The 22,899-nt window shown below is 38.4% G+C and carries 19 protein-coding genes; 2 read left to right on the top strand and 17 right to left on the bottom strand.

The annotated features are described in order from the left end of the window. Nucleotides 1–2: 2 nt before the first annotated feature. From G504_RS0110720 to G504_RS0110645, 16 genes are all read right to left on the bottom strand, one after another. Nucleotides 3–890, bottom strand: coding sequence for a DnaJ C-terminal domain-containing protein (locus tag G504_RS0110720; protein WP_019670178.1), 888 nt, complete (start codon nt 888–890; stop codon nt 3–5). 115 nt (nt 891–1,005) lie between these two features. Continuing rightward, on the bottom strand, nt 1,006–1,578 hold the full coding sequence (locus G504_RS0110715) for a hypothetical protein (protein ID WP_019670177.1): 573 nt from the start codon (nt 1,576–1,578) through the stop codon (nt 1,006–1,008). Between the two features lie 32 nt (nt 1,579–1,610). Further along, the gene (locus G504_RS0110710) at nt 1,611–1,994 is read right to left on the bottom strand and encodes a nuclear transport factor 2 family protein (protein WP_019670176.1); all 384 of its coding nucleotides are present in this window, start codon (nt 1,992–1,994) and stop codon (nt 1,611–1,613) included. A gap of 181 nt (nt 1,995–2,175) precedes the next feature. Further along, complete coding sequence (locus G504_RS0110705; RefSeq protein ID WP_019670175.1) at nt 2,176–3,300, bottom strand: DUF819 family protein; 1,125 nt, start codon at nt 3,298–3,300, stop codon at nt 2,176–2,178. Further along, nucleotides 3,297–4,346, bottom strand: a complete 1,050-nt coding sequence (locus G504_RS0110700; protein ID WP_019670174.1) for a succinylglutamate desuccinylase/aspartoacylase family protein — start codon at nt 4,344–4,346, stop codon at nt 3,297–3,299. The genes G504_RS0110705 and G504_RS0110700 overlap by 4 nt, the downstream gene beginning before the upstream one ends. Before the next feature lie 175 nt (nt 4,347–4,521). Next, nucleotides 4,522–5,517 (bottom strand): PliI family lysozyme inhibitor of I-type lysozyme, encoded by a 996-nt coding sequence (locus tag G504_RS0110695; RefSeq protein WP_019670173.1) that lies wholly within the window; start codon nt 5,515–5,517, stop codon nt 4,522–4,524. A 50-nt stretch (nt 5,518–5,567) separates the two neighbouring features. After that, nucleotides 5,568–7,157: a M81 family metallopeptidase gene (locus G504_RS0110690; protein WP_019670172.1), complete on the bottom strand. Its 1,590-nt coding sequence runs from the start codon at nt 7,155–7,157 to the stop codon at nt 5,568–5,570. Between the two features lie 13 nt (nt 7,158–7,170). After that, nucleotides 7,171–8,781, bottom strand: a complete 1,611-nt coding sequence (locus G504_RS0110685) for a peptidase dimerization domain-containing protein (RefSeq protein ID WP_019670171.1) — start codon at nt 8,779–8,781, stop codon at nt 7,171–7,173. 137 nt (nt 8,782–8,918) lie between these two features. After that, nucleotides 8,919–9,701 (bottom strand): bestrophin-like domain, encoded by a 783-nt coding sequence (locus G504_RS18590; protein WP_019670170.1) that lies wholly within the window; start codon nt 9,699–9,701, stop codon nt 8,919–8,921. Nucleotides 9,702–9,879: 178 nt separating this feature from the next. Further along, on the bottom strand, nt 9,880–10,485 hold the full coding sequence (locus tag G504_RS0110675; protein ID WP_019670169.1) for a DUF502 domain-containing protein: 606 nt from the start codon (nt 10,483–10,485) through the stop codon (nt 9,880–9,882). A gap of 64 nt (nt 10,486–10,549) precedes the next feature. Continuing rightward, nucleotides 10,550–11,728, bottom strand: a complete 1,179-nt coding sequence (locus tag G504_RS0110670; protein ID WP_026348512.1) for a DUF1624 domain-containing protein — start codon at nt 11,726–11,728, stop codon at nt 10,550–10,552. A 149-nt stretch (nt 11,729–11,877) separates the two neighbouring features. Continuing rightward, nucleotides 11,878–12,876 carry an NAD(P)-dependent alcohol dehydrogenase gene (locus G504_RS0110665; RefSeq protein WP_019670167.1) on the bottom strand — a complete coding sequence of 333 codons (999 nt, stop codon included), beginning with the start codon at nt 12,874–12,876 and terminating at the stop codon, nt 11,878–11,880. 9 nt (nt 12,877–12,885) lie between these two features. Continuing rightward, nucleotides 12,886–13,341, bottom strand: coding sequence for a DUF4440 domain-containing protein (locus tag G504_RS0110660; RefSeq protein ID WP_019670166.1), 456 nt, complete (start codon nt 13,339–13,341; stop codon nt 12,886–12,888). Next, nucleotides 13,338–16,373: a WD40/YVTN/BNR-like repeat-containing protein gene (locus G504_RS0110655; protein ID WP_019670165.1), complete on the bottom strand. Its 3,036-nt coding sequence runs from the start codon at nt 16,371–16,373 to the stop codon at nt 13,338–13,340. Before G504_RS0110655 ends, G504_RS0110660 begins: the two co-directional genes overlap by 4 nt. A gap of 189 nt (nt 16,374–16,562) precedes the next feature. After that, complete coding sequence (locus G504_RS0110650; protein WP_019670164.1) at nt 16,563–17,213, bottom strand: DinB family protein; 651 nt, start codon at nt 17,211–17,213, stop codon at nt 16,563–16,565. Nucleotides 17,214–17,433: 220 nt separating this feature from the next. Continuing rightward, nucleotides 17,434–19,383 (bottom strand): prenyltransferase/squalene oxidase repeat-containing protein, encoded by a 1,950-nt coding sequence (locus tag G504_RS0110645; RefSeq protein WP_169336908.1) that lies wholly within the window; start codon nt 19,381–19,383, stop codon nt 17,434–17,436. Nucleotides 19,384–19,697: 314 nt separating this feature from the next. Here G504_RS0110645 and G504_RS18585 point away from each other — a divergent pair, with 314 nt between their 5' ends. Together G504_RS18585 and G504_RS0110635 are read left to right on the top strand one after the other, a co-directional pair. Next, the gene (locus tag G504_RS18585) at nt 19,698–21,086 is read left to right on the top strand and encodes an FAD-dependent oxidoreductase (RefSeq protein WP_019670162.1); all 1,389 of its coding nucleotides are present in this window, start codon (nt 19,698–19,700) and stop codon (nt 21,084–21,086) included. 130 nt (nt 21,087–21,216) lie between these two features. After that, the gene (locus G504_RS0110635) at nt 21,217–22,110 is read left to right on the top strand and encodes a class I SAM-dependent methyltransferase (protein ID WP_019670161.1); all 894 of its coding nucleotides are present in this window, start codon (nt 21,217–21,219) and stop codon (nt 22,108–22,110) included. Nucleotides 22,111–22,184: 74 nt separating this feature from the next. Here G504_RS0110635 and G504_RS0110630 read toward each other — a convergent pair whose 3' ends face one another. After that, nucleotides 22,185–22,865: a hypothetical protein gene (locus G504_RS0110630; protein ID WP_019670160.1), complete on the bottom strand. Its 681-nt coding sequence runs from the start codon at nt 22,863–22,865 to the stop codon at nt 22,185–22,187. Nucleotides 22,866–22,899 lie beyond the last annotated feature (34 nt).

The raw sequence follows: 22,899 nt of genomic DNA, 5'->3' as shown, positions 1-22,899 counted from the left end.
ATTTATCTTAGTTTTGCCAATTCCTTGAATAATTCCTTTTCCTGATTGCTCAGATTTGTTGGTAGTTTTATCCGATAAGTAATATACAGATCACCAAACTGCCCCTCTTTTTTATAAACGGGGAAACCTTTTCCCTTTAATTTTACTTTAGTCAGGTTTTTGGTTTCCGGCTTTACATTTAATTTTACTTTGCCGTCAAAGGTGTCAATGATTACTTCTCCTCCTAAAAGTGCTTTATACAAATCCAAATCAACCGTTGTATACAAATTGTCTTTATCACGCTTAAACCTCGAATGATTCAGGATTGAAAATTTTATATGCAAATCGCCTTTTGGTCCATCGTTAATTCCTTCACCTCCATAGCCCTTTATTTTTATTACCTGGCCATTCTTTACCCCGGCAGGAATAGTTAACCTTATATTTTTGCCATTAACTGTAAGTGTACGTTTGTGAGTTTTATAGACATCTTCCAATTCGAGCTGTAATTCTGCATTGTAATCCTGCCCCCTGAATTTTACCTCACTTCTTCTTGTTCTTTGATAACCTCCACCAAACATTGAACTGAAAAAGTCTGAAAAGTCCTCTTCTGAAAACTGGCCGGTGGTCCTTTGGCCGCCACCCCTTTGATATTGCCGCTGTTGCTGTGCTTTTTCAAATTCTTCAGCATGTTTCCAGTCTTTTCCGTATTTGTCATACTTTTTCCGATTTTCCGGGTTACTTAACACCTCATTAGCTTCATTCACTTCCTTAAACTTGCGTTCGGCTTCCTTATCATTAGGATTCAGATCGGGATGATATTTACGGGCCATTTTCCGATAGGCTTTTTTTATTTCATTTTCGGTGGCCTTTTTATTTATACCCAGAACTTTATAATAATCAATATAGGTCATTTATTTACAGACTTTTATTTTCCTCAAAAATCAATAGGTTGGTTATTAAATCCTATGACTATTATCAGGATTAAGGTAGTTGTTATTTGTATGGTTATGCGTGTAATGCATAGTATTAGTTTTTACCGGAACGTTTCAATTTTAAACTCCTTATTCCAATAAGGATGATAACAACTATCAATGTTATAAAAAACAGTGTGGTTGACAGGCTCTTTATAAGACTAAAAAAATTCGTTGTACTGATCTGTTCATGTGATAAATCCGGATAATCATTTAACATGGTGATTATTCCAATATTTTCCAGATAATCGGCTATTCCACCGATTATTGGCAGAAGGCATAAATAGAAAAAAGAAGTACTTAATTTATCCAATTTTTTAAGAAAATAGGCAATTAAAAGCGAATAGGTTATCGCAAAAAGTAAGGGATAGACCATATCAACAGGAATCTGATTAAATAAATAAACATCCCGGCCTTCCGTGCCAAGCTTTTTGAAAAGTTCATTTACATATTCCGAATTATACCCCTGTGGCATCATATCCAGCAATTTCATTCCACCGGAATAGGCAACCGTTTTTGGAATGGTTACGAGAAGCATAAAGGCGTAAATTAGATTTGTAAGGATGAATAGTAAAGCTACTTTTTTGCCGGAGCTATTTACAGCTATGATTTCTCTTAGTTTATTCATTAGATATTGCAAATGATTTATTTTTTTTTTGATTAGTACATCGAATTGTTATTTGCAGAAGTAGCAGGAATTTGTTGAATGGCATCCCAGTGTTCCACAATTTTCCCGTTGTCGTCAAACCTAAAGAAATCCATAGTAACATATTGATCGTTTCCCGGCCAAATCTGGTGTGTATGAAGGGCAACCAAATTATCTTCGGCCACAGCCCTTACAAATTCAATGGATTTGCCGGGATATTCCCTTGCCATTTTATTGAAATAATCAATAAATGGTTGTGTTCCATCGCCAACCAATGGATTGTGCTGTATATACATTTCGCCGACATACAATTCCACGGCTTTTTGTGGGTTGCCGTTATAGGCCATTTCGTAAAATGCAATAGCATTTTCCTTGTTTTGTATTAAAGTTTCTCTCATTGCACCGGGCTTAAATAATTATTATTTAAACTTTGAATTTGAATAAAATAATCCGTAGTTCTTTAACAATCCTGATTAGACTTTAATCTAAAATTACTCTATTTCCGGCTGGAACGGGCCGTCTATGCGCAATAAAATTATGGATTTAAGAATTTGCTAACTGGGAAAGGTTATGCTGATATCAGAGCAAATAGTTCCTTAGCAGAAAGATCGTAAGCATGCCCCAAAATGTTCCGGTGGCCATGCTCAGAATTGCCAGTATAATTGCATGAGGCATCCATTTTGGTTCATAAGCAGCAGTAACTGCCGGTGCAGTGGCAATGCCCCCAACATTGGCCATGCTGGCTATGGGAACCCAGGCTGTATTGACGTTTAGAAGCTTTGCGACCAAAAGTAAGATGACAAAATGACTAAGTAACCACACAATCATAAATCCTAAAAAACCCAACTCAAATTCAACCAGACTAAATTTCAGTTTCAGCCCAAGAACTGCCATTACCACAAGGATAAGGATACCCCCAAATTTTAACACAAAAGCGAAATTCCATGTTTTAACCATACTACTTAGGAGTAAACCTATAACAGACAAAACAATAATTTTTATTACAAAACTGTCGACTAAGGCATTTGTGATAATTACAAAAGCGGTTAAAATTAAAAAACTGAACAGGGGGTTTAAGTTTTTTCCTTCCGACTTCTTTATGGTTTCGGGCATGGACAAATTTGTAATTTTTAGTTTCCTGTTTAATAAATCACTCTCTTTGATTCCCTGAAACATTAATATAGTCCAGATGTTAACAAGAATATTGTCCATTACCAAAACCGTTAGGAAAATATTTTCCGGACATTCCACTAACTCCTTCAGTACCAACTGGCTTGTACTCCCGCCAATCCATCCCCCTACGATGGGGGGAACCCCTTTCCAATACTCCTGTTTAATAAACAATTCCGAAATTAACTCACCATCAACTAAAAAAAGTGCAAGAATTACCGGGAATACGGCTATCCAAAATGAGCCTGCGACAAAAACCGCAATGGGCTTCCATCCAATAGACTTCAGTTGAAGAAAAGACAAACTGCTCATTACGGCAATTATGGCTAGTGGTATGAAATAGAGTTTGCTATATTCGTGAATGTCGTCCTGCGAAAAATCCATTCCCAGCAGTGCACTTATACCGGCGGGAATCAGGTAAGCAAATAAGATGGCCGGAAACCAATCGAACAGCGATTTTATATGCCTGTTCTCCCAACGATCTAAAAAGTATACTGCTATTACGGCAAAACCGCTGATTAACCATGGAATCATTTGTCCTCGTTTTGAAGGATCCCCAGATGTATAATTCTTCCGCCACTCATATTAACAGGATTACTGCTTCTTCCTATTACAATCCCGTCTTCAGGGCAGAAATATTCCCTGACAAGATCTCCGAACGGATTTCGTAAAATGGCGATTCGTTCATTTTTTTTCACTTTTTGATTTAGATCTGCAATAACCTCAAGGTATCCTCCCTGATCGATGTATAACCAATAAGATTTTTTACAAATAACAGCAGGTTGTGTTGTAACAATGGGATCTTGATTCATACCTAACCAGCTCATAATATTCTGAATTCCTGTTTTACCTCTTGAAATCAGTTCTGGTTGAAAGACCTGAGGGTTGCCATATTCTATAGTAATGGTTGGAATTCCTTTTAGCACAGCCTCTGCTCTCATGGTTCTTGTTGCTGAAATTTGTTCATTGGCACTTGGCACCCCTTTATTATTTAAAACAATGTCGGCATTCTGAAGTAATGCCATTTTTGCCATTGTGGTATCACTTAGATCGGAACGCACATAAAATGTGTTCTCTCTGCCAAAACTTGCAGTATGCATATCAACTAAATAATCTACCTTCGAAAGGATCTTTTGTCCAATTTGCCATACATATTGTTGTGATCTGTTTCCTTTTTCTTTCCCCGGAAAGTTTCTGTTCAGATCTTCTTTATCAAAATATCTTCGTTGATGGAGGGGGATGCTGATAGCATTCAGACCGGGAATGGCAATTATTGTGCCATGCAGAGATTTAAGGTCCAACTCAGCCATAACCTGATGAATTACTGAAATACCGTTTAATTCATTTCCATGGAGGGCCGCGGTCATCCCCAAAACAGGTCCGGGATCTGCACCCCTGGCAACAATGACCGGAATTGTGACTGGTTGGGACATACCGTTATCAATTATCCTGAGCCAGTAATATTGCAGACTTTCCGGTTTTAATTTTTCAAGTTGTATTTCATCAACAAACTGAGGCGTTGGTTGCCCGTAAATTGCTATTTGAAATACAAAGAGTAAAAAAAAGCACAATGATCTCATGGCATCGGTTTTATTTGTGGTATGGTCAGGTTTGAATTTCTCAGTAATTTATCCAAAACTTATTTGAAAGAATGGAATCATTACTGTTAAAGATAAATCGGGTTTTTTAATTAAATCTAAATGTAGTAAAAAGCACCAATGACAGGTGCTTATCCTGAAAGAAAAATTATTCGTCTTACAGCTCCGGAAAATCGATGCTGTTTTTAATAACAAAGAGTCGGGAAGCTTCCCCATCCTCTAATTTGTATTCAATTTGCCTGATACCGCCAGTGGGATTTGCATTGTTGTCTCCATCCTTATAAATCGGGAATCGTCTTACTAAACTTGTTTCAATAATAGAAAACTCATCGTGGCCCATATAACCCTTACTCAATTTTTGATCCTGGGTGATAGGGGGCATGTAAACAGGACTGATGGATTTTCCATTATTCACAGAGTAACCAATTACTTCGCCATAACTACCACTGCCATCTGAGGACATGTATACCAGGAGCTCCGGAAAACCATCAGAATTCAAATCTTCCACTTCCACTTCCACAATGGAACCTTCAATAGCAAGTTTTATGGCACTATTGTCTATTTCAAGTCCATAGGGAAGAATTTCAAGTACTTTTTCATTGTTCCCGGCCTTAGATGAAACCAAAAAACCAATTCCCTGTAATTCCAGTGTTTTTGTAAAAAGGGTAGGATCTATTTGGGAGCGGTCTAGATCTCCCTCAATTCTTTCATAATCACCTGTGAAATTACCACCTCCTGAACAATAAAACTGCAGGGCAGCTTCCTGCTCCGGTCTTTCAGTACTAATATTGAGTATGCCTTTGTGAAAAGTAAACATTACGGCTACCCCATTCACAACAGAACTAAAGAGGGAATCATTAACCTTATAGGCTTTTGTATCCAGGGTGCAGGTAGGTCTTTTTTTATCAGCGCGCGATCTTACGGAGATACCAATTGTATTAGGACCCTTCTCTCTTACAGCTATGGCTATCCAATCATATCCTTCATTTCTTTGGTGGTACTCTTTTGTTACGTAATTACCAGGGAAATCTTTTTGAGTTTTGGAAATAGTTGTTTCAGAGATTTTATTTTGAGGCACCTTATCAGTCTCTTTGCATGTAACAAGACTACCAAGTATAAGAACCGCAAGGCTAACTTTCTTAAAGGTTGACATATTTATCGTGGTCTCATATTGATTAATAAATAATAAGTCTTATCCTGACCTTATTCATGTTTATGGAAATCATCCGACAAAGGAATAAAAACTGCCTTCAGATCAGGATCTGGCATATCCTTATCGAGCGGATACATTGGCCTTAAAATATTCTTGTAGCCAAGGCGTTCCAAATCCTGGTCTACACCCCCCGGCGTTAATGCCATGATCCAATCTCCTCGCATATCATATAATTCGGGGACCAAATACCCAATCTTGACTACAACTATATCTGTATTGCGGGGATTGAGGCCTAAATTTGTAAAATCGGCTTCTTTATGATAGGGTTTGCGTTTTTTGGTAACGATTACATGTACACTCCCTACTTTTACCACAACCTCGGTTTCGGCATGAGTATCTCCATGTACAATTGCTTCAATAGTTCCTGATAATAGCAAAGGTGGTGCAAATCTATCGTCAATTTCTGCACCTACAAAGGCTTCAACTTCAGCTCCTATACCTGCTTTAACTGCTTCTTCAACCAACTTTGGGCCCGGAATGGAGGCATAAATAAGTGAGGGTCCTTTTTCGGATTTAAATTCACTCCGTTCTAATATTTCTTTTAAAGTCCAGCTTACATCACCAGCCCCTCCGGCAGTAGGATTATCACCCATATCACTTATTATAAAAGGCACTTTTTTACTCGCGATGGCCATATCCAGGCTTTCCTCCAGGGTGGCTGTAGGAGCTACAAATTCAAACTCAGAACGAACTTCCCAAAAATGGCTTGCCAGGTCTTCCGCAGTCTGGCCAACTTTATGCTTGTCGTCTCCTGTAACCATTACCACAGCGTGATTTCTTGGTTCATCTGCCCAGGCATATCCAATCCAAATGGCTGCATCCACTATACCTTTATCCAAGGTAGCCGGTGCTACTTTGGCATATAAACTTTTTCCTGGTTCTATCCTTGTGCTGGTTTTTTCACCGGGTAACAAAATTGGAACAGGAATCCATGCCTTATAGGCTGGTTTTCCCTTGCCATTTTCTAACCTATCCAAGAGGTTGTTTACAGCTCGTTTCTTAGATTCAAGAGCATCTTCATGTGGCGCCATGCGATAGCACGTAATAAGATCGGAATTTTGTGCCAGGCGCCGGGAGACATTGCCGTGTAAATCCATTGAAGTGGAAATCAGGGTTTCCTTACCCACAATTTCGCGAACACGAAGTATGAAATCTCCTTCGGGATCTTGAAGCCCCTCCACACTCATTGCCCCATGGATATCGAAAAATAAACCGTCATATGGTTTATTCTTTGCTAACCTATCCAGGGTCTTGGAGACTAAAGACTCATAAGCCTCCCTGGTAACCATTCCACCCGGCAGGGCATGTGCCCTTAAAGTAGGAATCCATAAAGCCCGCTTTCTATTCAAAGAGTCTTTATCAAGGAAGGGATAGAATGAGAAGACGTCTTCTGCAACCCTGGCATGGAACGCCTCTTCATGCGTCCGTGCAGGTGAAAATGTACTCGATTCAATAGCTAATCCTGCAATTGCGATACGGGGTAACTTTATTTCCGCCACCTCTTTTCCTTCATTTTCCCTGCAACTACCTGCAAGTATTAAAAGCAGAACGCATGATATTAGATTTTTTAGAACACTCATTTTTATATTGCGGTTACTTCATTTTCTTTTGTTGTTCCAGCTGATCTTTTCTTAAGGTTGGATAAGAAATACCTAATTGTTCCATATAAGAATCATATTTGGATTCATCGTAATAAAATGGAACAAGTAGCGGGGTGTATTGTTTCATGATTTCCTTATTTAGATAGATTGCAGGTTCATCTGTTTCCGATACCATTGGAACGTATTTTTGCTTACTTAACTGTTCTTCATTATAATATTTCCATGCCCGCTCTACCAATTCTGGTTTTAAAAGTAAATCCAGTAGTGTCATGGCTTCTACTTTAGCTCCGGCCACCACTCCTTTGTGTGCAATTGGGGTTGCCATAGCGATGGCATTAGACCAATGATGCCCTTGCAGGCCGGGAATATTTGAAGGATACCTAAGTGTTACTGTGGGAACTTTCCAGGAAATATCACCTATATCATCAGATCCACCGCTAACCGGTTCTATTGCCGGAAGTCCTATAGTATCTAATTTTATTGCCAATCCGGTTGTGTCCTTCGGGGAGTTTACTTCTCGTTGCACGGCCTTAGCAAGCATTTGATCTGCTTCACTCCAATCTGGTAATCCCACCTCCAGAATATTGGCGTACATTTCTTCTGCAATTGGTTTATTAAAATGTCTTGGCCAGGCTGTCCCCAATATCTTACTAGACATAGTTGTCCTTGTCATCATGGCGGCACCTTTGGCGATATCATTTGCTCTTTCATAGACTTCCATGATTTTCGGGTAGGTAATTTCTCGAAAATAATACCATATAGAAGCTTTTGAGGGCACCACATTGGGTTGATCACCACCATTATTTATAACGGAGTGCGATCTGCCCAGCGGGTGCAGATGCTCTCGATTATATTGCCAGCCTATATTCATTAATTCAACAGCATCCGCAGCACTTCTGGCCCTCCACGGCGACCCGGCTGAATGAGCAGATTCCCCTTCAAATGTATACTCAACAGAGATCATACCCGTACCACGGGCAGGTCCGTAGGAGACGTTCATATTATTAGAAACATGTGTAAAAATGCATAGATCTACTTTATCAAAATAACCGTCTCTCGTATAGAAAGCTTTAGTTCCCAACTGTTCTTCAGCCACTCCGGGCCAAATAGTGAGGGTTCCCGGTATTTTTTCTTTTTCCATTATTTCTTTTACAGACAGTACGGCCACTACATTAAGCGGGGTTCCCGAATTGTGTCCTTCGCCATGACCCGGAGCACCCTCCACAATAGGATCATGATAGGCTACTCCTGGTTTTTGAGATGCTTTAGGGATACAATCCAGATCACTTCCAATGGCAATAACGGGTTTTCCTGACCCCCATGTTGCCCACCAGGCAGTCGGAACCCCTGATATCCCATATTCTATTTTGAAGCCGTTCTTCTTTAAAATATCAGTAATGTATTTTGAAGTTTGCTCTTCCTGAAATCCCAATTCAGAAAAACTAAATACTTTATCTACCATTACCTGGGCCATTTTCGCCCTACCCTCTACTTTTTCCTGAACCTCATCTTTTAATAAGGATAAGCGGTCTTCCTGAATTTGGGCATTAGAGATATAAAAACAGAAGGAAAAAGTCAGAAATGCAAAGTTTTTTATGTTCATGGCTGGATATAAATAGGGTTTGCCTAAATGTACAAAAGGATTTTAAAAACAGAGGATATTTTTAATATTCAATACAATGTTATATCGAATTTTAAAGAAAATAATTCCTTCTTAAAATCAGCTTGATAGAACCAGCTTTATTTAACGTCATTTTGAATATTTTTCTGCACGGAAATCATGGATTGTTGCCCAACCTTAAACAAACCTTTTTGAGGGCGGTTAAGATCTACAATAAGTGTCGTAAGGGCGGCAAATGCTAATATCATGGGAATTACTGCTATTAAACCCCTTGGTTTGGTGAAACCTGCTTTAATGCCAATTGTAATCATGGTCATAAATGAAATGGCCAATAGTGTTATCCAGATGCTAATGGGAATACGATTTCGCAAACCCGCAGTGACTCGTTTTTCATGCAGATCAATTATATTGTTAATGGATTGAATCATTAAGGAAGAATTCTCATCGGGTTTGGCCAAAGCCGCTGCCGAAACTTCACGCCATAAAAGGCGATGTAATTCAACAGATTTAATAAGTTCATTATTGATATTTGTACTACTCACAGCCTTTAAACGAGTGTCAACATATTCTCGTAACAATTGCTTCACTTCATTTTTGTGTAAGGAGTCAATGAGGTCTGTCCTGAGGTAAGCGGTTCCAATTTCGTTGGCTTCTTCCAGGACATATTGTTTTCGCTGGCTGAATTGTTCGGTGGCTATGGAAAATGTAAAAGCCAGAAGAAACCCCAGTACGCCAATTAAACCACCAATCATCGGCGAGAGCGTAGCGGGTTCTATCTTATCCTTCAGTCCAATATAACGCCGGTTAATCTGATATCCAATTTCAAAAGCAATAAGCATCATAAGACAAAGACCAATATAGATAATGGATATGGATAAGGTATCAAAAATTGAAGGAGTCATATTTTCTTTCCAGGTTATATATTAATAAAAGTCCTGATATAGTTAGATTGCTGTTGGGCATTTTCACTAAAATCATAGGAGGTTAAAAGTAAAAATATTAAATAATTGTAATGGTAAAATAGGTGTTGGATGAAATTTAACTTGCTGCAGTATGGTATTACCTGTCAGATAAATACAACTAGAAAGATGATTTGTCGATTTTTCCATTGACAATATTCTTTGCGTCCATGCCGAATTTTTTATAAATTTTCATAGCACTCAGTTCTGGCAGATCCAATTTTTTAAGTCGATCATTTTTAACAAAAAAAACATCCCCTGACATAGGGTTTGGGGCACCAGGAATATATACGGCACTTAATTTATCATCGATTTTATCCATTAAAAAACCAATTTGCCATACTTCCTCTATATCTACAAGAACAACATCTTTTAAATCCTTAGAATCCAGTCCTATGGCAGACTCAGTCATACCTTTTAACAAAGAATATCCGGGAATATGGGATAGAATATTATTTTCAATCCAGTTTTTTATGGCATTGGCTTTTTTTGTTTTAGCGAATAGTCCGGCAACAAAACAGATCAGCAATAACAAAAACAAGGCTATAATTCTTGCCATCGCTATTCCTCCAATGGTTTCCAGAGGAATATTAGCAGCAATTGGGGCTACTAGTTTTCGTAATATCTCCAAGGCCTTTCCAATTAGGACGATAACTAAAACAACAGGGATAACAAAAAAAAGACCTCCAATAAAGGTTGTTTTAATAAAGGATGTTATGCTTTTCATAGAACTGATATTTTTAATTGTACTAAATATGAAAATAATAATTTAAACTCACTCAAAATTTCACCTAAAGGTAACTAAGCCACCATTTATCCCGGTTACTGCTTTTATAATTATTAAACCAGTTACATGCAGGATAGAGCCCAATGATTAGTAATACCCAAATAAGATAAACGACCCAAAGACTAAAACCATAGCCCTGCAATTCCGGTTCATCATTTACCCAGAAGTCTATAACCATGTCAGAAGCATTAAATCCTGTAAGTACCGCGGCTATTAATGCCAGCAGATGTATGATGTAAATATGAATGATATAAAAGAACATTGGTACCCTACCAATAGTTATCAGTTTATCAAAAAAGGAACCCTTCCAGTTCTCTGCCAAAGCCAGAAAGATTATTGAAGGTCCGAGGGTGATCAATAAATATAAAAGGGAGGGAGGGTATTTGGTTAAGTTGAAAAATGACATCACTGAAAATTCAAATGAATTTTGAGTAGACCAGGGGTATGGATCGCCATAAATATTTACAAAACGGATTATAAAAAATGCCAGGGTAATACTTATTCCCAATTGCCATAATTTCTTTACTCTGAATTCAGGGCTTACCGAAGGCTTATAAAGTTCGCCAAAGTAGTAACCCAGGGGCATTACAAACACCCATGGAAGAATGGGGTAGGCAATAAAAAGCTGTATATTTCCCAAAGGAACTTCATTATACACATGCAGAAAACTCCAGAGTCCGGACATAAAAGAACCTCCGGGCATCATTCCATCCAGGGCGTTGTGACCTAAAATGACCAAAACGGAAAGTGCTATCATAAGTTTTTTGGGAAGATGGATAAAACCTGCAAGGAATATCATGCTAACTCCAAGAATCCAGATTACCATAAAAAGAAGGACAGAAAAATCCAGTTTAAAAAACCAGGCCAGTTTTATAATGGTAAATTCTACAACTACCAGCCATAAACCTCTTTTTAATAGCCAAACCGAAAGGGATTTTTTATCTCTTCGCTGCGCCACAAAAAAAGCAGAGGTCCCTGCCAAAAAAACAAATACAGTGGCACAAAAGTGTGTCAAAAACCTGGTCAGGAAAAGAGCGCCATTGGTTTTGGTTAAATCTGTTGGTGCAAAGAAAAATGCATCATAATGAAAATAATCACGGATGTGGTCCAGTGCCATTAGTATCATGACAAGACCCCTCAGCATATCAATGGATGTTATTCTTTTGCGGCTAGCGGTGTTCATTGGGTAGTGGTTGGTTTTTTTGAATAAGGTCAGAAAGATACCAAATGCGATTGAATTAAAAAGGATATGCAAAACAACTTAACCTTAGTTTGGGTAGGGGATTATAATTGTTTTTGGTGTGGAGGGTTTTGAAACCAGGTGCATTAACTTCATTTGGATTCCTGATCCCCTCCTATAGTAATGGAAACATTACCTGTTTTTTGTCCTTTTTCCACATAGCGGAAGGCATCAGCAACTTTTTCAAGTGGATAAGATCTGTCAATTACGGATTTAAACTTACCCTCTTCGATCAAGTTTTTAACCAGGAGCACACTTCGTCTTATATTTGGCGGATAGGGAAATTTAACTTTTTTTCCTTCCATGCCTGGTATTCTTCCAAAAATAGCCGAAATAAGAGAGTAAAAAATATTCTGAGACCAGGGCCCCAGTTCAGAAGAGATATAAACTCCCGCGGGTTTTAATAAAGGGCGGCATTTACCAAAGGTACTTTTTCCAACACAGTCAAATACATAGTCGTATTTTTCCAAATCTTTGGTAAAATCTACCTTGGTATAATCAATAATTTTATTTGCGCCCAATGATTTTACCAGACCTATATTCTTTGTATTGCAGACTGCAGTAATGTCTGCACCAAAATGCTTTAACAATTGAACGGCAGCAGTGCCTATGCTTCCAGAGGCGCCATTGACCAATACTTTTTGACCTTTTCTGAGTTCAACTTTATTTATAAAATTATATGCATAATGCGCACCTTCTATACAAGCCCCGGCTTGTTGATAGTTAAAACCTCGGGGCATAGTTGCAATACCTTTGTTAGCCGGAAATACCAGATATTCAGCATAAGAGCTCAAAACACTGTCGTCAAATCCAAATACCTTATCTCCTACCTTAAATGTGTCTACAGCCTGCCCTACTTTAACAACATCACCAGCAAATTCTGTTCCCGGAATCTTTTTTTTAGGCTTAAAAAGACCCATAGTAAAACGCATGATAAATGGCTTCGCCCTCAGGTTGGCACAGTCTGTTCTGTTTACAGAGGCTGCCCGTACCCTAACCAGGATTTCATTCTCTTTGGGTTCTGGTTTTTCAACCTCTTTTAGCCGCAAAACATCCGGGGAGCCGTAACTGGTGTATACAATTGCCTTCATTTATCAATTCTATTGTTGCCCGGCCGGGAGCATATTCCGTATTGCGCTTATTTTCCACTCATCTTCAATAGCTACCACTATAAAAGTGCTCCACATCTTTCTGGAAACTCCTTCGGGGTTTGTGATTTCATAACGGGCATCCACTATACCGCACAGCGGATTTAACAACCGTATAGATTCAATTTTCAAGGTTCGGGTACCAGGATTGTTTTTGGAGCTTCGCAACATTCCTTTCATAGATTCCTGTTTACCCTTTCTCCATGTACCGGAAGAAACTAATTGATCTATATCTGTGGTTAAAATTTTTTTTAGAAGCAAGGTGTCTTTTTTGGCCCTTGCCATGGAATAATTATCAATTAGGGAATGAATGTCTCTTGATTGTTTTTTACTCGGAATATTCTCTTGCGCATTCAGATTGGCAAGAATTAAATTGGATATTAGAATGAGCAGCCAGATGTTTTTCATAAAATATTTTTTTCGATGGCTTCAAACTTATTTTGCAAATCTACAAGTCTGTCTGATGCATCTTTCCCAATCTCCTGATCGGCCTTGTTCATCATATTGTACAAATAATTGATTTGGCTTGTTAACATAGGTTGCTCATAAATTCCTTCACGGGTTCTTAGTTCATTAAGGATTGTTTCTATCTGTGACAATCTGGATTTATCTGCCCTGGTAATTTTCTCTTTGTTTTCCAAAGTTTCCTGTTCTGATTCTAATTTGTTTACTAGCATCAGGGCCTTATTTAACAAGTCGCGCACCTTTATTTGAAAATCAAACTGCTCGCTGATTATTTTTTCTGAGATTCCTGTAGCTTTTACCTTCGGATCTATTTCTATCTGAAAAGATTTAACCAATACCAATTCATCAATTGTCAGTTTGGCCATGTATATCCCTGGTTTTACAAGCGGACCATTTTTATATGCGTCCTCGGCCTTTTTATTCCATGGTCCGGTCGCGGTCATATCCCAATGGAACCTATTAAATCCTTCCTTTGTCCCTAATTGGTCAGACAGCGTATAGTTAAGGAATTCTGTACTCATATCACGTACGATGCTATCTTTTGAAATCCCTGTGCTATCACTAACATAGGTCTTAATTACTGTCATTCCTTCGTCCATAATTTCCAGCTTTAAAGGAGAGTTTATCTTCTCCATAAGAAAATAATCAATAGTCACGCCCGGTTTGGGATATTCAGGTGTCTTGCTTAATCTGGCCCCGGATGGAACTCTGTACCGAATCGCAGAATTGGGTTTAAACAACATATGATTTTTAATATTCTCGATATTTTCTTGCCTTAAAAGGTTGATATCGTCCAAAATCCAGAATCCCCGGCCCATAGTTGCTAAAACCAAATCGCTTCGGTGAATTTTTAAATCGGTAATTGGAGTTACAGGCAAATTTTGTTGAAATTTCTTCCAGTTTGCCCCATCATCAAATGAAATAAAAAGACCATACTCAGTTCCGGCATATAAAAGACCTTCTTTTTCAGGATCTTCACGAAGTACTCTAACAGGATAATCCCCGGGTATCCCATTAGAGCCTGAACTTAATAACTCCCAGGATTCTCCATAATTACTGGTCTTGTATATATAAGGTTTTCGATCCCCCAATTGATATCTTAAAACGCAAATATAGGCCTTGGCCGGATTATGTGATGAGGGTTCAACGGCATCTACCCTGCCACCCGGAGGCAAGTTTTTTGGGGTAACGTCTTTCCATGTTTTACCGCCATTTTGTGTTACATGAACCGGACCGTCATTAGCGCCTACCCAAAGCAAACCTTCTTCCAAAGGCGATTCCTGGATGGCGTAGATCGTGCTATAGAATTCTTCCCCTGTGATGTCTCTTGTAATAGGACTTCCGGAAATTACCTGTTTGTCTGCTTCAAAAGCGGTAAGGTCCGGGGAAATTATTTTCCATGTTTTACCTTCATCGGTAGTTTTATGAACGTATTGTGAGGTATGATAAATTACTTTTGGATTATGCGGTGAAACCAGAATAGGGGAGACCCTCTGGAATCTGTATTGCAGGTCTTTTGGGTTATGCCCATACATATTGGAAGCCCCTACATAGTAGGATTGTTCCGTACCGGTTTTTTTATTGAAAACTGTAAAACGGCCTTTGCAATTTGAGTAAACAATATCAGGATTTGTGGGATGAGGCACTGCAGGCCCTGTTTCACAACCACCTGTATTTATAATATAACCAATTCCGGGAGTCTGAATGCCATAAGGAGGCATGCTCGGTACGGCTACGGTAGAATAGTTGTCTTGCTGACCACCATATAGCCAGTAAGGGTATTGGTTGTCTACCTCTACCTGGTATATTTCTGTGGTAGGTTGGTTGAATTGGGTAGACCAGCTTTTACCTCCATTATGTGTTACGTTGGCTCCACCATCATTACTTTGGATGAAAAGATCAGGTTTTTCAGGATTGATCCACATATCGTGATTATCACCGTGTGGCGAGGTAATTTCTGTCCAGGTTTTACCTCGGTCTGCAGATTTCATGTAGTCCGTGGCCATACTATAAATGATATCGGGGTTTTGCGGGTCTGCTTTTATGTTGGTGTAATAAAAAGGTCTTGTGCGGATTTTTTTTTCATCAGAGATATGTTCAAAAGTTTCACCCTGATCATCTGAAATATAAAGCCCGCCTTCATCTTCAGGGGCTTCTACCAATGCATAGAGCAGCTTAGTATCTGCCGGACATACTTCGAGGTCTATTTTACCTATTAGTTTAGACGGAAGGCCACTCTCTAATTTGGTCCAGTTTTTCCCGGCGTCAATAGATTTATAAATCCCTCCTTCTTTAGGTGTACCACCACTTAAAATAGTCCAGGGTTTCCGTTCTGCTTTCCATGCGGCCGCATAGAGTATAGCAGGATTGGAGGGCATCATTTCTATATCGGAAATTCCTGTTTTGTCTGAAACAAACAAAATTTGGTTCCAGGTGTTACCACCATCTGTGGTTTTGTACAGACCCCTATCATTATTTGAATTAAAGGCACGGCCGATTGCAGCAACATATACAATATTAGGATCTGCAGGATGTATACGGATAGCTCCTATCTGCCCAACATTGGCTAGCCCCGTTTCTGACCAGGTTTTGCCTCCGTCTATAGACTTATACATCCCTTTACCTTCTATCAGGTTACTTCGCAATCCATCAGACCCGGTTCCCACATAGACAATGTCAGGATTGTTTTGGGCAACGGCAATTGCCCCAATGGATGGAGTCTTAAAAAAGCCATCAGAAATATTGGACCAGGAGGTGCCGTAATCTTCTGTTTTCCAGAGACCACCACCGGTGGCACCCATATAGAAGGTGGAAGGCTGCGATGTAATACCTGCGACAGCAGTAACGCGTCCGCCGCGATATGGCCCTGCGTTCCGATATTCCAGCGAAGAAAAGTCCTGGGAATGAAGGAAGGAAAAATTAGCGCTCAGCAGAGAAAAAACAAGGGCAATGTAACAAGTACGAAGAATAATCATTTAAGATAATAGTGTTAAAATGAAGAAATTAAGAATTTAGGCTTGAAAGATAAATGCCTTTACGCAGTTTTCCTATTTCTCGGGATTGATAATAAAAAGAAAATTCATTTTTCTTTTTACCCTTACGAACTTATCAAAACCTTGCCTATTTAATTATGACTACAGCAATCTTGACTAATCTATATTTTTTTATGAAGGGAGTCTTTTTTTTATGAATTTAATTTGTCCGTTATGATTGGATTCGTGTTCGCAAACATGAAACCATTTGCAATAATTATTGGTGGGTTGTTCCTCAAAAAAGGGTTCTGTTTTATTAAGCCAATCATCCCCTCTTTTTGCAAATTCTTTTTTTGTAATTTCTCTTACCTCCTCCAATTTGGAAAGGTAATAACCTATCTCATGACCTTTTATCTGTTCCCTTCCTTTTTTACCCAAATTCATTGGTAAATCCCATTCCTTTTTTATTTCCTCATTCCAGGTACCCCATTTAAGTTCATCAAAGGTGTTTAACTGATAATATCTTTCTGTTGCAGCCAGGTGCAACAACATGCCACCAATAGAATTAGATTGTTCATCTATTTGGAAATCCAACTCTTCTGCCGTCAAATCTTTTACATTGCGAATCACCCATTCCCGCATCATAGTCATCGTGGATAATAGGGTGCCTATTTCTGGTGTATAACCCTCTTTGGGACCTATGATATATAAACCATCTGCGCCAGACTTTGATCTGGTATTGGCCAGGCTTTCCAACGGCACAGTGAACAGTCCCGCACCTAATAAAGTTGATTCTTTAATAAACTTTCTTCTGTTGGTTTTACTTGAATTAGTTGATTTCATAATGCTATATTTAGTTTATCTGAGTTGAATTAATGGTTATTTGGAATTGGGATTCTTTTTATTTTTTTCTTATTTATTCCTGCAACAGAGGTAATGACTGCCCCTGCATAATTTGTCGTTACATAGGCCAAGAGCCTGGATTTAATGTAACAAATAGTCGGCTAAAAAGATAGTAATTTATTTACGATCATGGCTTTATAAAAGTCATAAATCCTGAAGTCTAAGAAATTTTCTCATTTAGTTTTCCCCTGTACTTTTTTAAAGCCAATAGTGAGAAATAGCGCTTATAATTCCTGTAAGAGATCATCGTTGTTTTATAAAACAATCCACTCATTGGTTGCACAGGCCAATCCCCATCTTCAAGCTGCTGGTCAATAAGCCAGTTTACGGCTTTGATTAAGCGGGGATCCTCAGCATAACCCCCATTTAACAGTGCTATTATTGACCATGCAGTTTGATCTACCACACTATTTTCGGCCTGAATATATTCTCTGGCCAGGGCTGATTCCTGTGCTTCTCCCCAACCGCCATCGTCTTTTTGTTTGGACCATAGGTAAGTACATGCACGCTGTATTGCCTCATGGTCTTTATTCATACCATACATGCTTAGACCTTCCAGGACAAAGCAAGTCCCGTAAGTGAAACACAGGCCCCATAGAGCCTCCCAGCTCCCATCTTCATATTGTGATTTTAAGAGGTACTTAACTGCCCGTTCCATGGCACTTTCCATTTCAGAAGTAAACAAATGGGGTCTGCTTCGTTTTATTTGCGCAAAACATTGAATTATGCTTGCGGTACATTCCACATAGGAGTGGTCAACCATAATATCAACAAATACATTTGCGGCATTAAACCATTCCAGTTTTGGGCTCCCTATAGCTTTGTCCACGCTGGTCCATCCACCATCCTTGCCCTGAAGGAGCATTATAAAAGAAATGGCTTTGTTAATTCTTTCGTCAGATAATGGTTCATCGCCCAATCCTTCCGTTTCAAGAAGTGCTTTGATGGCTTCAGCTGTGCAGTCCGAAACCACCCATCCATTATCCTGAAAACTAAACGTCCAACCACCAGCCCTTGGTAGCCGATGGTATTTAAATGGATTTTTGAGTTCCTTAGTTACCTGATTTTCCAAAAGAAATTTTCTCGTTTTTATGGCCAAAGGTTTTAAAGCAGGTTCTGTGGCGTCCTTGCCGATAGCTTGTAAATAAAACCCACAATCCCAGGTATAGGTATTGGTAAACCCCTGCATTAATATTTGGTCATCATTTTCCCATAAGTATAAGGGTAATTTTGCCCATGACTTTTCCAGTTTTTCCTTCTCACCCTTAAAATGATATACAAGGGTATTATAAACTGCATTGACTGGGGCTTGCCTTATAAAATTAGAATTTTCATCCTCGTATTCTATGTGTTCGTAAACTAATGCTAAAGCTTTCTTTTTGATAAACCGTGGGATTAAAGGATCAATTCTTTTAAGCCACCACATTGAAATTTTAAAGATTGTTGTTTCAGGAAAGATATTATCCGTATCAGCAAAAGTACCTCTGTGCTTTGCAAAATTAATTTGGTCATAGGGCTGCCGGTACAATTCCTTTCGCAATTCTAAAATTAGTTCATCTGTCTCGATAGACAATCGTTTCCGATAGAAGTAACACATCGGTAAATAAATAATCCTTACATAACCGGAAATTTTTCGGGGATGAAATGGAAACCAGCCGGGGAGCATATAAAGTTCCGGTGGTACCGGGGCAACTCCTTTATAAGAATATAAATTCAGAAAGGACAAAATAAATTTGCACCAACTTGCTGAGTATAAGGGTCCTCCTTTGGTATGTATCCAATTCAAAGCTTTTTTCAATTCTGGTTCTGAAGCAGAATGATCCAAAAAGCGTAAAGCCACATAATTAATTACACTGGTAAAAACAGTACCACTTTTAGATTCCTGATGAATACCAAAACTACCATTATCCAATTGATGTCTCAGAATATAACGGCTCATCTTTGTTTTGGTTTCCACGGACATATGCCTTCCGCATATTCTCATGGCAAAAATGTACAATGGTAAAAGAAAAAAAGGACCATCATAAGGCACGGGCCAGGTTCCTTCTTCGGTTTGGTTTGCGGACATCCAGGCGTAAATATTTTGGATGGCCTGTTCAATATTTTGCATGGGATTGACCATTATCGGATAACAAACTTTACTTTAAGGCAAATGAATCCAGGGTATCTGTAATAGGATACTTAATTAACGGTTAAAAGACTCAAATTCATTTGTAAATATAAATTAATTTAGTTTTGAATAATTTAATTTCCAAAGAGATCTGCTACATTGATGTGATTGAAAACAAATGAAATTTTAAGATTCATATTGAATGCAATACATTTGTAATGAAAGGGCAAATATCCTCCTGTCAGATTTCTTTAATTAACTTAATGATCAAAGTAAAAGGTTTAACCAGTTTTTAAGATATTTAGTAAATACAAATGTCAAATAACGGTGTAAATAATAAAATTGATGTCCTGATCGTAGGTGCCGGTATTGCCGGTGCTACTCTGGCGGCCAACCTGGCCAAAACGGGAAAAAATATTGTCGTTATTGAAAGGGACCTTAGTGAAAGAGATGTTATTATAGGCGAGTTGTTGCAACCCGGAGGTGTTCAAAAGCTTGGGGAAATGGGTTTCACTTCTTTTATTGACCATATAGATGCGCAGCCTGTTTATGGTTATGATATCCTATTTGAAGATCGCGATTATCTTATTCCATATCCAAATAAAAATGGTGAACCTTGTGGTTTTGGTTTCAGAAACGGAGCTTTTTTACAAAATATCAGAAAACATATTTTAACGCAGCGCAATATAAGGGTTATTGAAGGAACCGTTACCCGTTTAATTGAAGATGGAGATACTATAACCGGCGTAAGTTATAAGCGAAAGTTGGCAGCAGATGAGGAATCTTTAAATGCGCATCTTACTGTTGTTACAGACGGACCATTGTCTAAATTCAGGGAGAAACTATCCAAACCGGCAAATAAAATAAATGGTTATTTCCTGGGTTTGTTATTGAAAAATTGCAAAATGCCTTTTCCCAATCATGGGCATCTTGTAATGGGAGATCATCCTCCCATGGTCATATATCCTGTAACTTCCACGTCCTGGCGAGTATTGATAGATTTTAAAGGAGAGAAGCCGCCAAGGCTGGGCAGGGATTTTAGGAAATTTCTGATGGACGAGTTTGAACAGGCAATACCTGAATCTGCAAGGCCGGCTTTTATAGCTGCCGTTGAAGAAGGGAAGTTTAAGACTTTCCCCAATCACAGATTACCCGCAAGCCCCATTAAGAAGGAGCGAGCTGTTCTTTTGGGAGATGCGTTGAATATGAGACATCCTTTAACGGGAGGAGGAATGACTGCCGCCTTTAATGATGTACTCAGGTTGAGCAATAACCTTAAAAGCGTAAGCGATTTCAGCAATATCAGACAGCTTGGAAAAGCGATACAAAAATTCTATGAAACGCGTCACCTTGGAACTCAGACTACTAATATTTTGGCAGATGGCCTTTATGGGGTTGTCTACAATCCGGATTTAAGAAAAGCGTTTTTTGAATATGTCAGCAGGGGCGATAAGTATGCCGAAGAAACCTGCTCCCTTCTAGCCGGACTTAACAAAGACAAGAAATTGTTATTGAATCATTTTATTGCAATGGCACGATATGGTGCTCAATTAAAGATAAATGCGGAAAAACCGGGAGTTGTTGTTGCCGAATCTATTACCATGGTTAAAGATGCTGTGGGCATTATAACTCCTTTGCTTCTCTCCGAAAAGCCGGATCCGGGAAATAAATTAATGCTGGAAGCATTGAATCGGATAGTATAAACAAGGTTTTATTTAATTTTATAAAAGGATTATAAATATATTTGGGTATCTATTATTGTCAATCTCAGATACCCGTACAATTACTAAAACTAATAATTGATAGATCCTATCAAAACCCTAAAAATGACCTATGAAATCAGTTTATAATTTTATAATTATAGTTATCCGGACTTTTCTAAAATGGTCAAAATATAAACCTCTAAGCAAATATCCTTTGGGACATTTTTATTCCCCGATTGTATCCAAAACCGAACTCATTGAATTTGAAAACAAGATTTGGGAAGAAGTTGACAAGGATACTATCCCTGGAATAAATCTGAATCTTGACAAACAACTTTTATTATTAAAGGAATTTTCGAAATATTATCAGGAAATGCCTTTTAAGGATGAGAAGACGGGTAGTCAAAGATATTGTTTCAACAATGGGGCCTATGCATATACGGATGGAATAGTACTTTATTCATTTATCAGACATTTTAAGCCTAAAAGAATTGTTGAAATTGGTTCCGGGCATTCTTCGGCGGTAATGCTAGATACCAGAGAGGTATTTGTAAATGACATCAATCTTACATTTATTGAACCTTATCCAAAATACCTTAATAAAATTATTAAAGACAATGACAGAGCTATTTGCGAAGTTTTAGAAAGAAAAGTTCAAAATGTTCCATTGAGTAAGTTTCAGAAATTAGAGCGTGATGACATTCTTTTTATTGATAGCAGCCATGTATCAAAAACAGGAAGTGATGTTAATTTCGAGATATTTAAAATATTGCCGACTTTAAATCCGGGGGTAATTATTCATTTTCATGACGTATTCTACCCTTTTGAATACCCTAAAAGCTGGGTTTCTGAAGGGCGAAACTGGAATGAGGACTATTTACTCAGAGCATTTTTGAGTTATAATGATCAATTTGAGATAATACTCTTTTCTCATTATATTCATCAACATCACAAGGAGGCCTTCAAAGAAATGCCGCTTACCTATAAGAATACCGGAGGTAATCTATGGATTAGGAAGAAGTAATTCATAATTCCTAAAACATGAGGCTCAATTATTTAGTGTTGAATGCCATTATTAAATTAGTTCCAAGCTAATTGTCAGGACTCTGATTCAGGAAGATTAACTCCTTTTAATAAAATGAAAATACCCATTAAAGCAAGCCAGATAACTTTCACATGAAAAACAGGTTTGTAGATTTCATAATTATCAGGAATCCCCATTATAATGCCCATTGCTGCGAATCCTAATAGCAATGTAAACCACCCCATTACTTGATGGACAATTTTCCATTTTATAAACCCAAATCCCAGTAATACCAGACCAACACCCGAGAATACACGTCCGAATCGGACAAAACAAGTAACATACTGGTTGGTAAAAAGTACATTATTCATAAATTCTTCAATTTCAGCAGCTGATAGCCCCATTGTCTTGCCAACTCCCCAGGCTCCGAAATTATAATAAAAGGCAGATGCAATAGCCAGGGTCATTGTTCCAATCACCACCATTCCTGCACCCGGAACGAGAACAACCCTGTAGGGCTTTTTCGCTGTAATTGAGGCAAGGGCAAATATGGATATCGCCATGGTAACCCAGCCAAAGATATGAAACCGAAACATCCATATCCAGAACCATAGATCTTCGCTAACTGCCTTAAAATCTGAGGCAACAATATACTCGCCTATATGGTGCGGTGAAAGGACCCAGCCACCCCATAATAAAACTGCTGCAAAAATAAATGCCCATCCCGTGAACTTGGTTTCAAAATCTTTTTTCATGATTAAATATTTTAATAAGTATTTCAGCTTTGCA

It is taken from the genome of Eudoraea adriatica DSM 19308 (assembly GCF_000382125.1).
GTDB classification, from domain to species: Bacteria; Bacteroidota; Bacteroidia; order Flavobacteriales; family Flavobacteriaceae; genus Eudoraea; species Eudoraea adriatica.
Note: the sequence above shows the minus strand (reverse complement) of the source record. Positions and strands in the feature narration are given on the sequence as shown.

What these genes read in the sequence shown, in the direction of transcription:
- G504_RS0110720 (WP_019670178.1), bottom strand. Translation starts at nt 890, where the DNA reads ATGACCTATATTGATTATTATAAAGTTCTGGGTATAAATAAAAAGGCC.
- G504_RS0110715 (WP_019670177.1), bottom strand. Translation starts at nt 1,578, where the DNA reads ATGAATAAACTAAGAGAAATCATAGCTGTAAATAGCTCCGGCAAAAAA.
- G504_RS0110710 (WP_019670176.1), bottom strand. Translation starts at nt 1,994, where the DNA reads ATGAGAGAAACTTTAATACAAAACAAGGAAAATGCTATTGCATTTTAC.
- G504_RS0110705 (WP_019670175.1), bottom strand. Translation starts at nt 3,300, where the DNA reads ATGATTCCATGGTTAATCAGCGGTTTTGCCGTAATAGCAGTATACTTT.
- G504_RS0110700 (WP_019670174.1), bottom strand. Translation starts at nt 4,346, where the DNA reads ATGAGATCATTGTGCTTTTTTTTACTCTTTGTATTTCAAATAGCAATT.
- G504_RS0110695 (WP_019670173.1), bottom strand. Translation starts at nt 5,517, where the DNA reads ATGTCAACCTTTAAGAAAGTTAGCCTTGCGGTTCTTATACTTGGTAGT.
- G504_RS0110690 (WP_019670172.1), bottom strand. Translation starts at nt 7,157, where the DNA reads ATGAGTGTTCTAAAAAATCTAATATCATGCGTTCTGCTTTTAATACTT.
- G504_RS0110685 (WP_019670171.1), bottom strand. Translation starts at nt 8,781, where the DNA reads ATGAACATAAAAAACTTTGCATTTCTGACTTTTTCCTTCTGTTTTTAT.
- G504_RS18590 (WP_019670170.1), bottom strand. Translation starts at nt 9,701, where the DNA reads ATGACTCCTTCAATTTTTGATACCTTATCCATATCCATTATCTATATT.
- G504_RS0110675 (WP_019670169.1), bottom strand. Translation starts at nt 10,485, where the DNA reads ATGAAAAGCATAACATCCTTTATTAAAACAACCTTTATTGGAGGTCTT.
- G504_RS0110670 (WP_026348512.1), bottom strand. Translation starts at nt 11,728, where the DNA reads ATGAACACCGCTAGCCGCAAAAGAATAACATCCATTGATATGCTGAGG.
- G504_RS0110665 (WP_019670167.1), bottom strand. Translation starts at nt 12,876, where the DNA reads ATGAAGGCAATTGTATACACCAGTTACGGCTCCCCGGATGTTTTGCGG.
- G504_RS0110660 (WP_019670166.1), bottom strand. Translation starts at nt 13,341, where the DNA reads ATGAAAAACATCTGGCTGCTCATTCTAATATCCAATTTAATTCTTGCC.
- G504_RS0110655 (WP_019670165.1), bottom strand. Translation starts at nt 16,373, where the DNA reads ATGATTATTCTTCGTACTTGTTACATTGCCCTTGTTTTTTCTCTGCTG.
- G504_RS0110650 (WP_019670164.1), bottom strand. Translation starts at nt 17,213, where the DNA reads ATGAAATCAACTAATTCAAGTAAAACCAACAGAAGAAAGTTTATTAAA.
- G504_RS0110645 (WP_169336908.1), bottom strand. Translation starts at nt 19,383, where the DNA reads ATGCAAAATATTGAACAGGCCATCCAAAATATTTACGCCTGGATGTCC.
- G504_RS18585 (WP_019670162.1), top strand. Translation starts at nt 19,698, where the DNA reads ATGTCAAATAACGGTGTAAATAATAAAATTGATGTCCTGATCGTAGGT.
- G504_RS0110635 (WP_019670161.1), top strand. Translation starts at nt 21,217, where the DNA reads ATGAAATCAGTTTATAATTTTATAATTATAGTTATCCGGACTTTTCTA.
- G504_RS0110630 (WP_019670160.1), bottom strand. Translation starts at nt 22,865, where the DNA reads ATGAAAAAAGATTTTGAAACCAAGTTCACGGGATGGGCATTTATTTTT.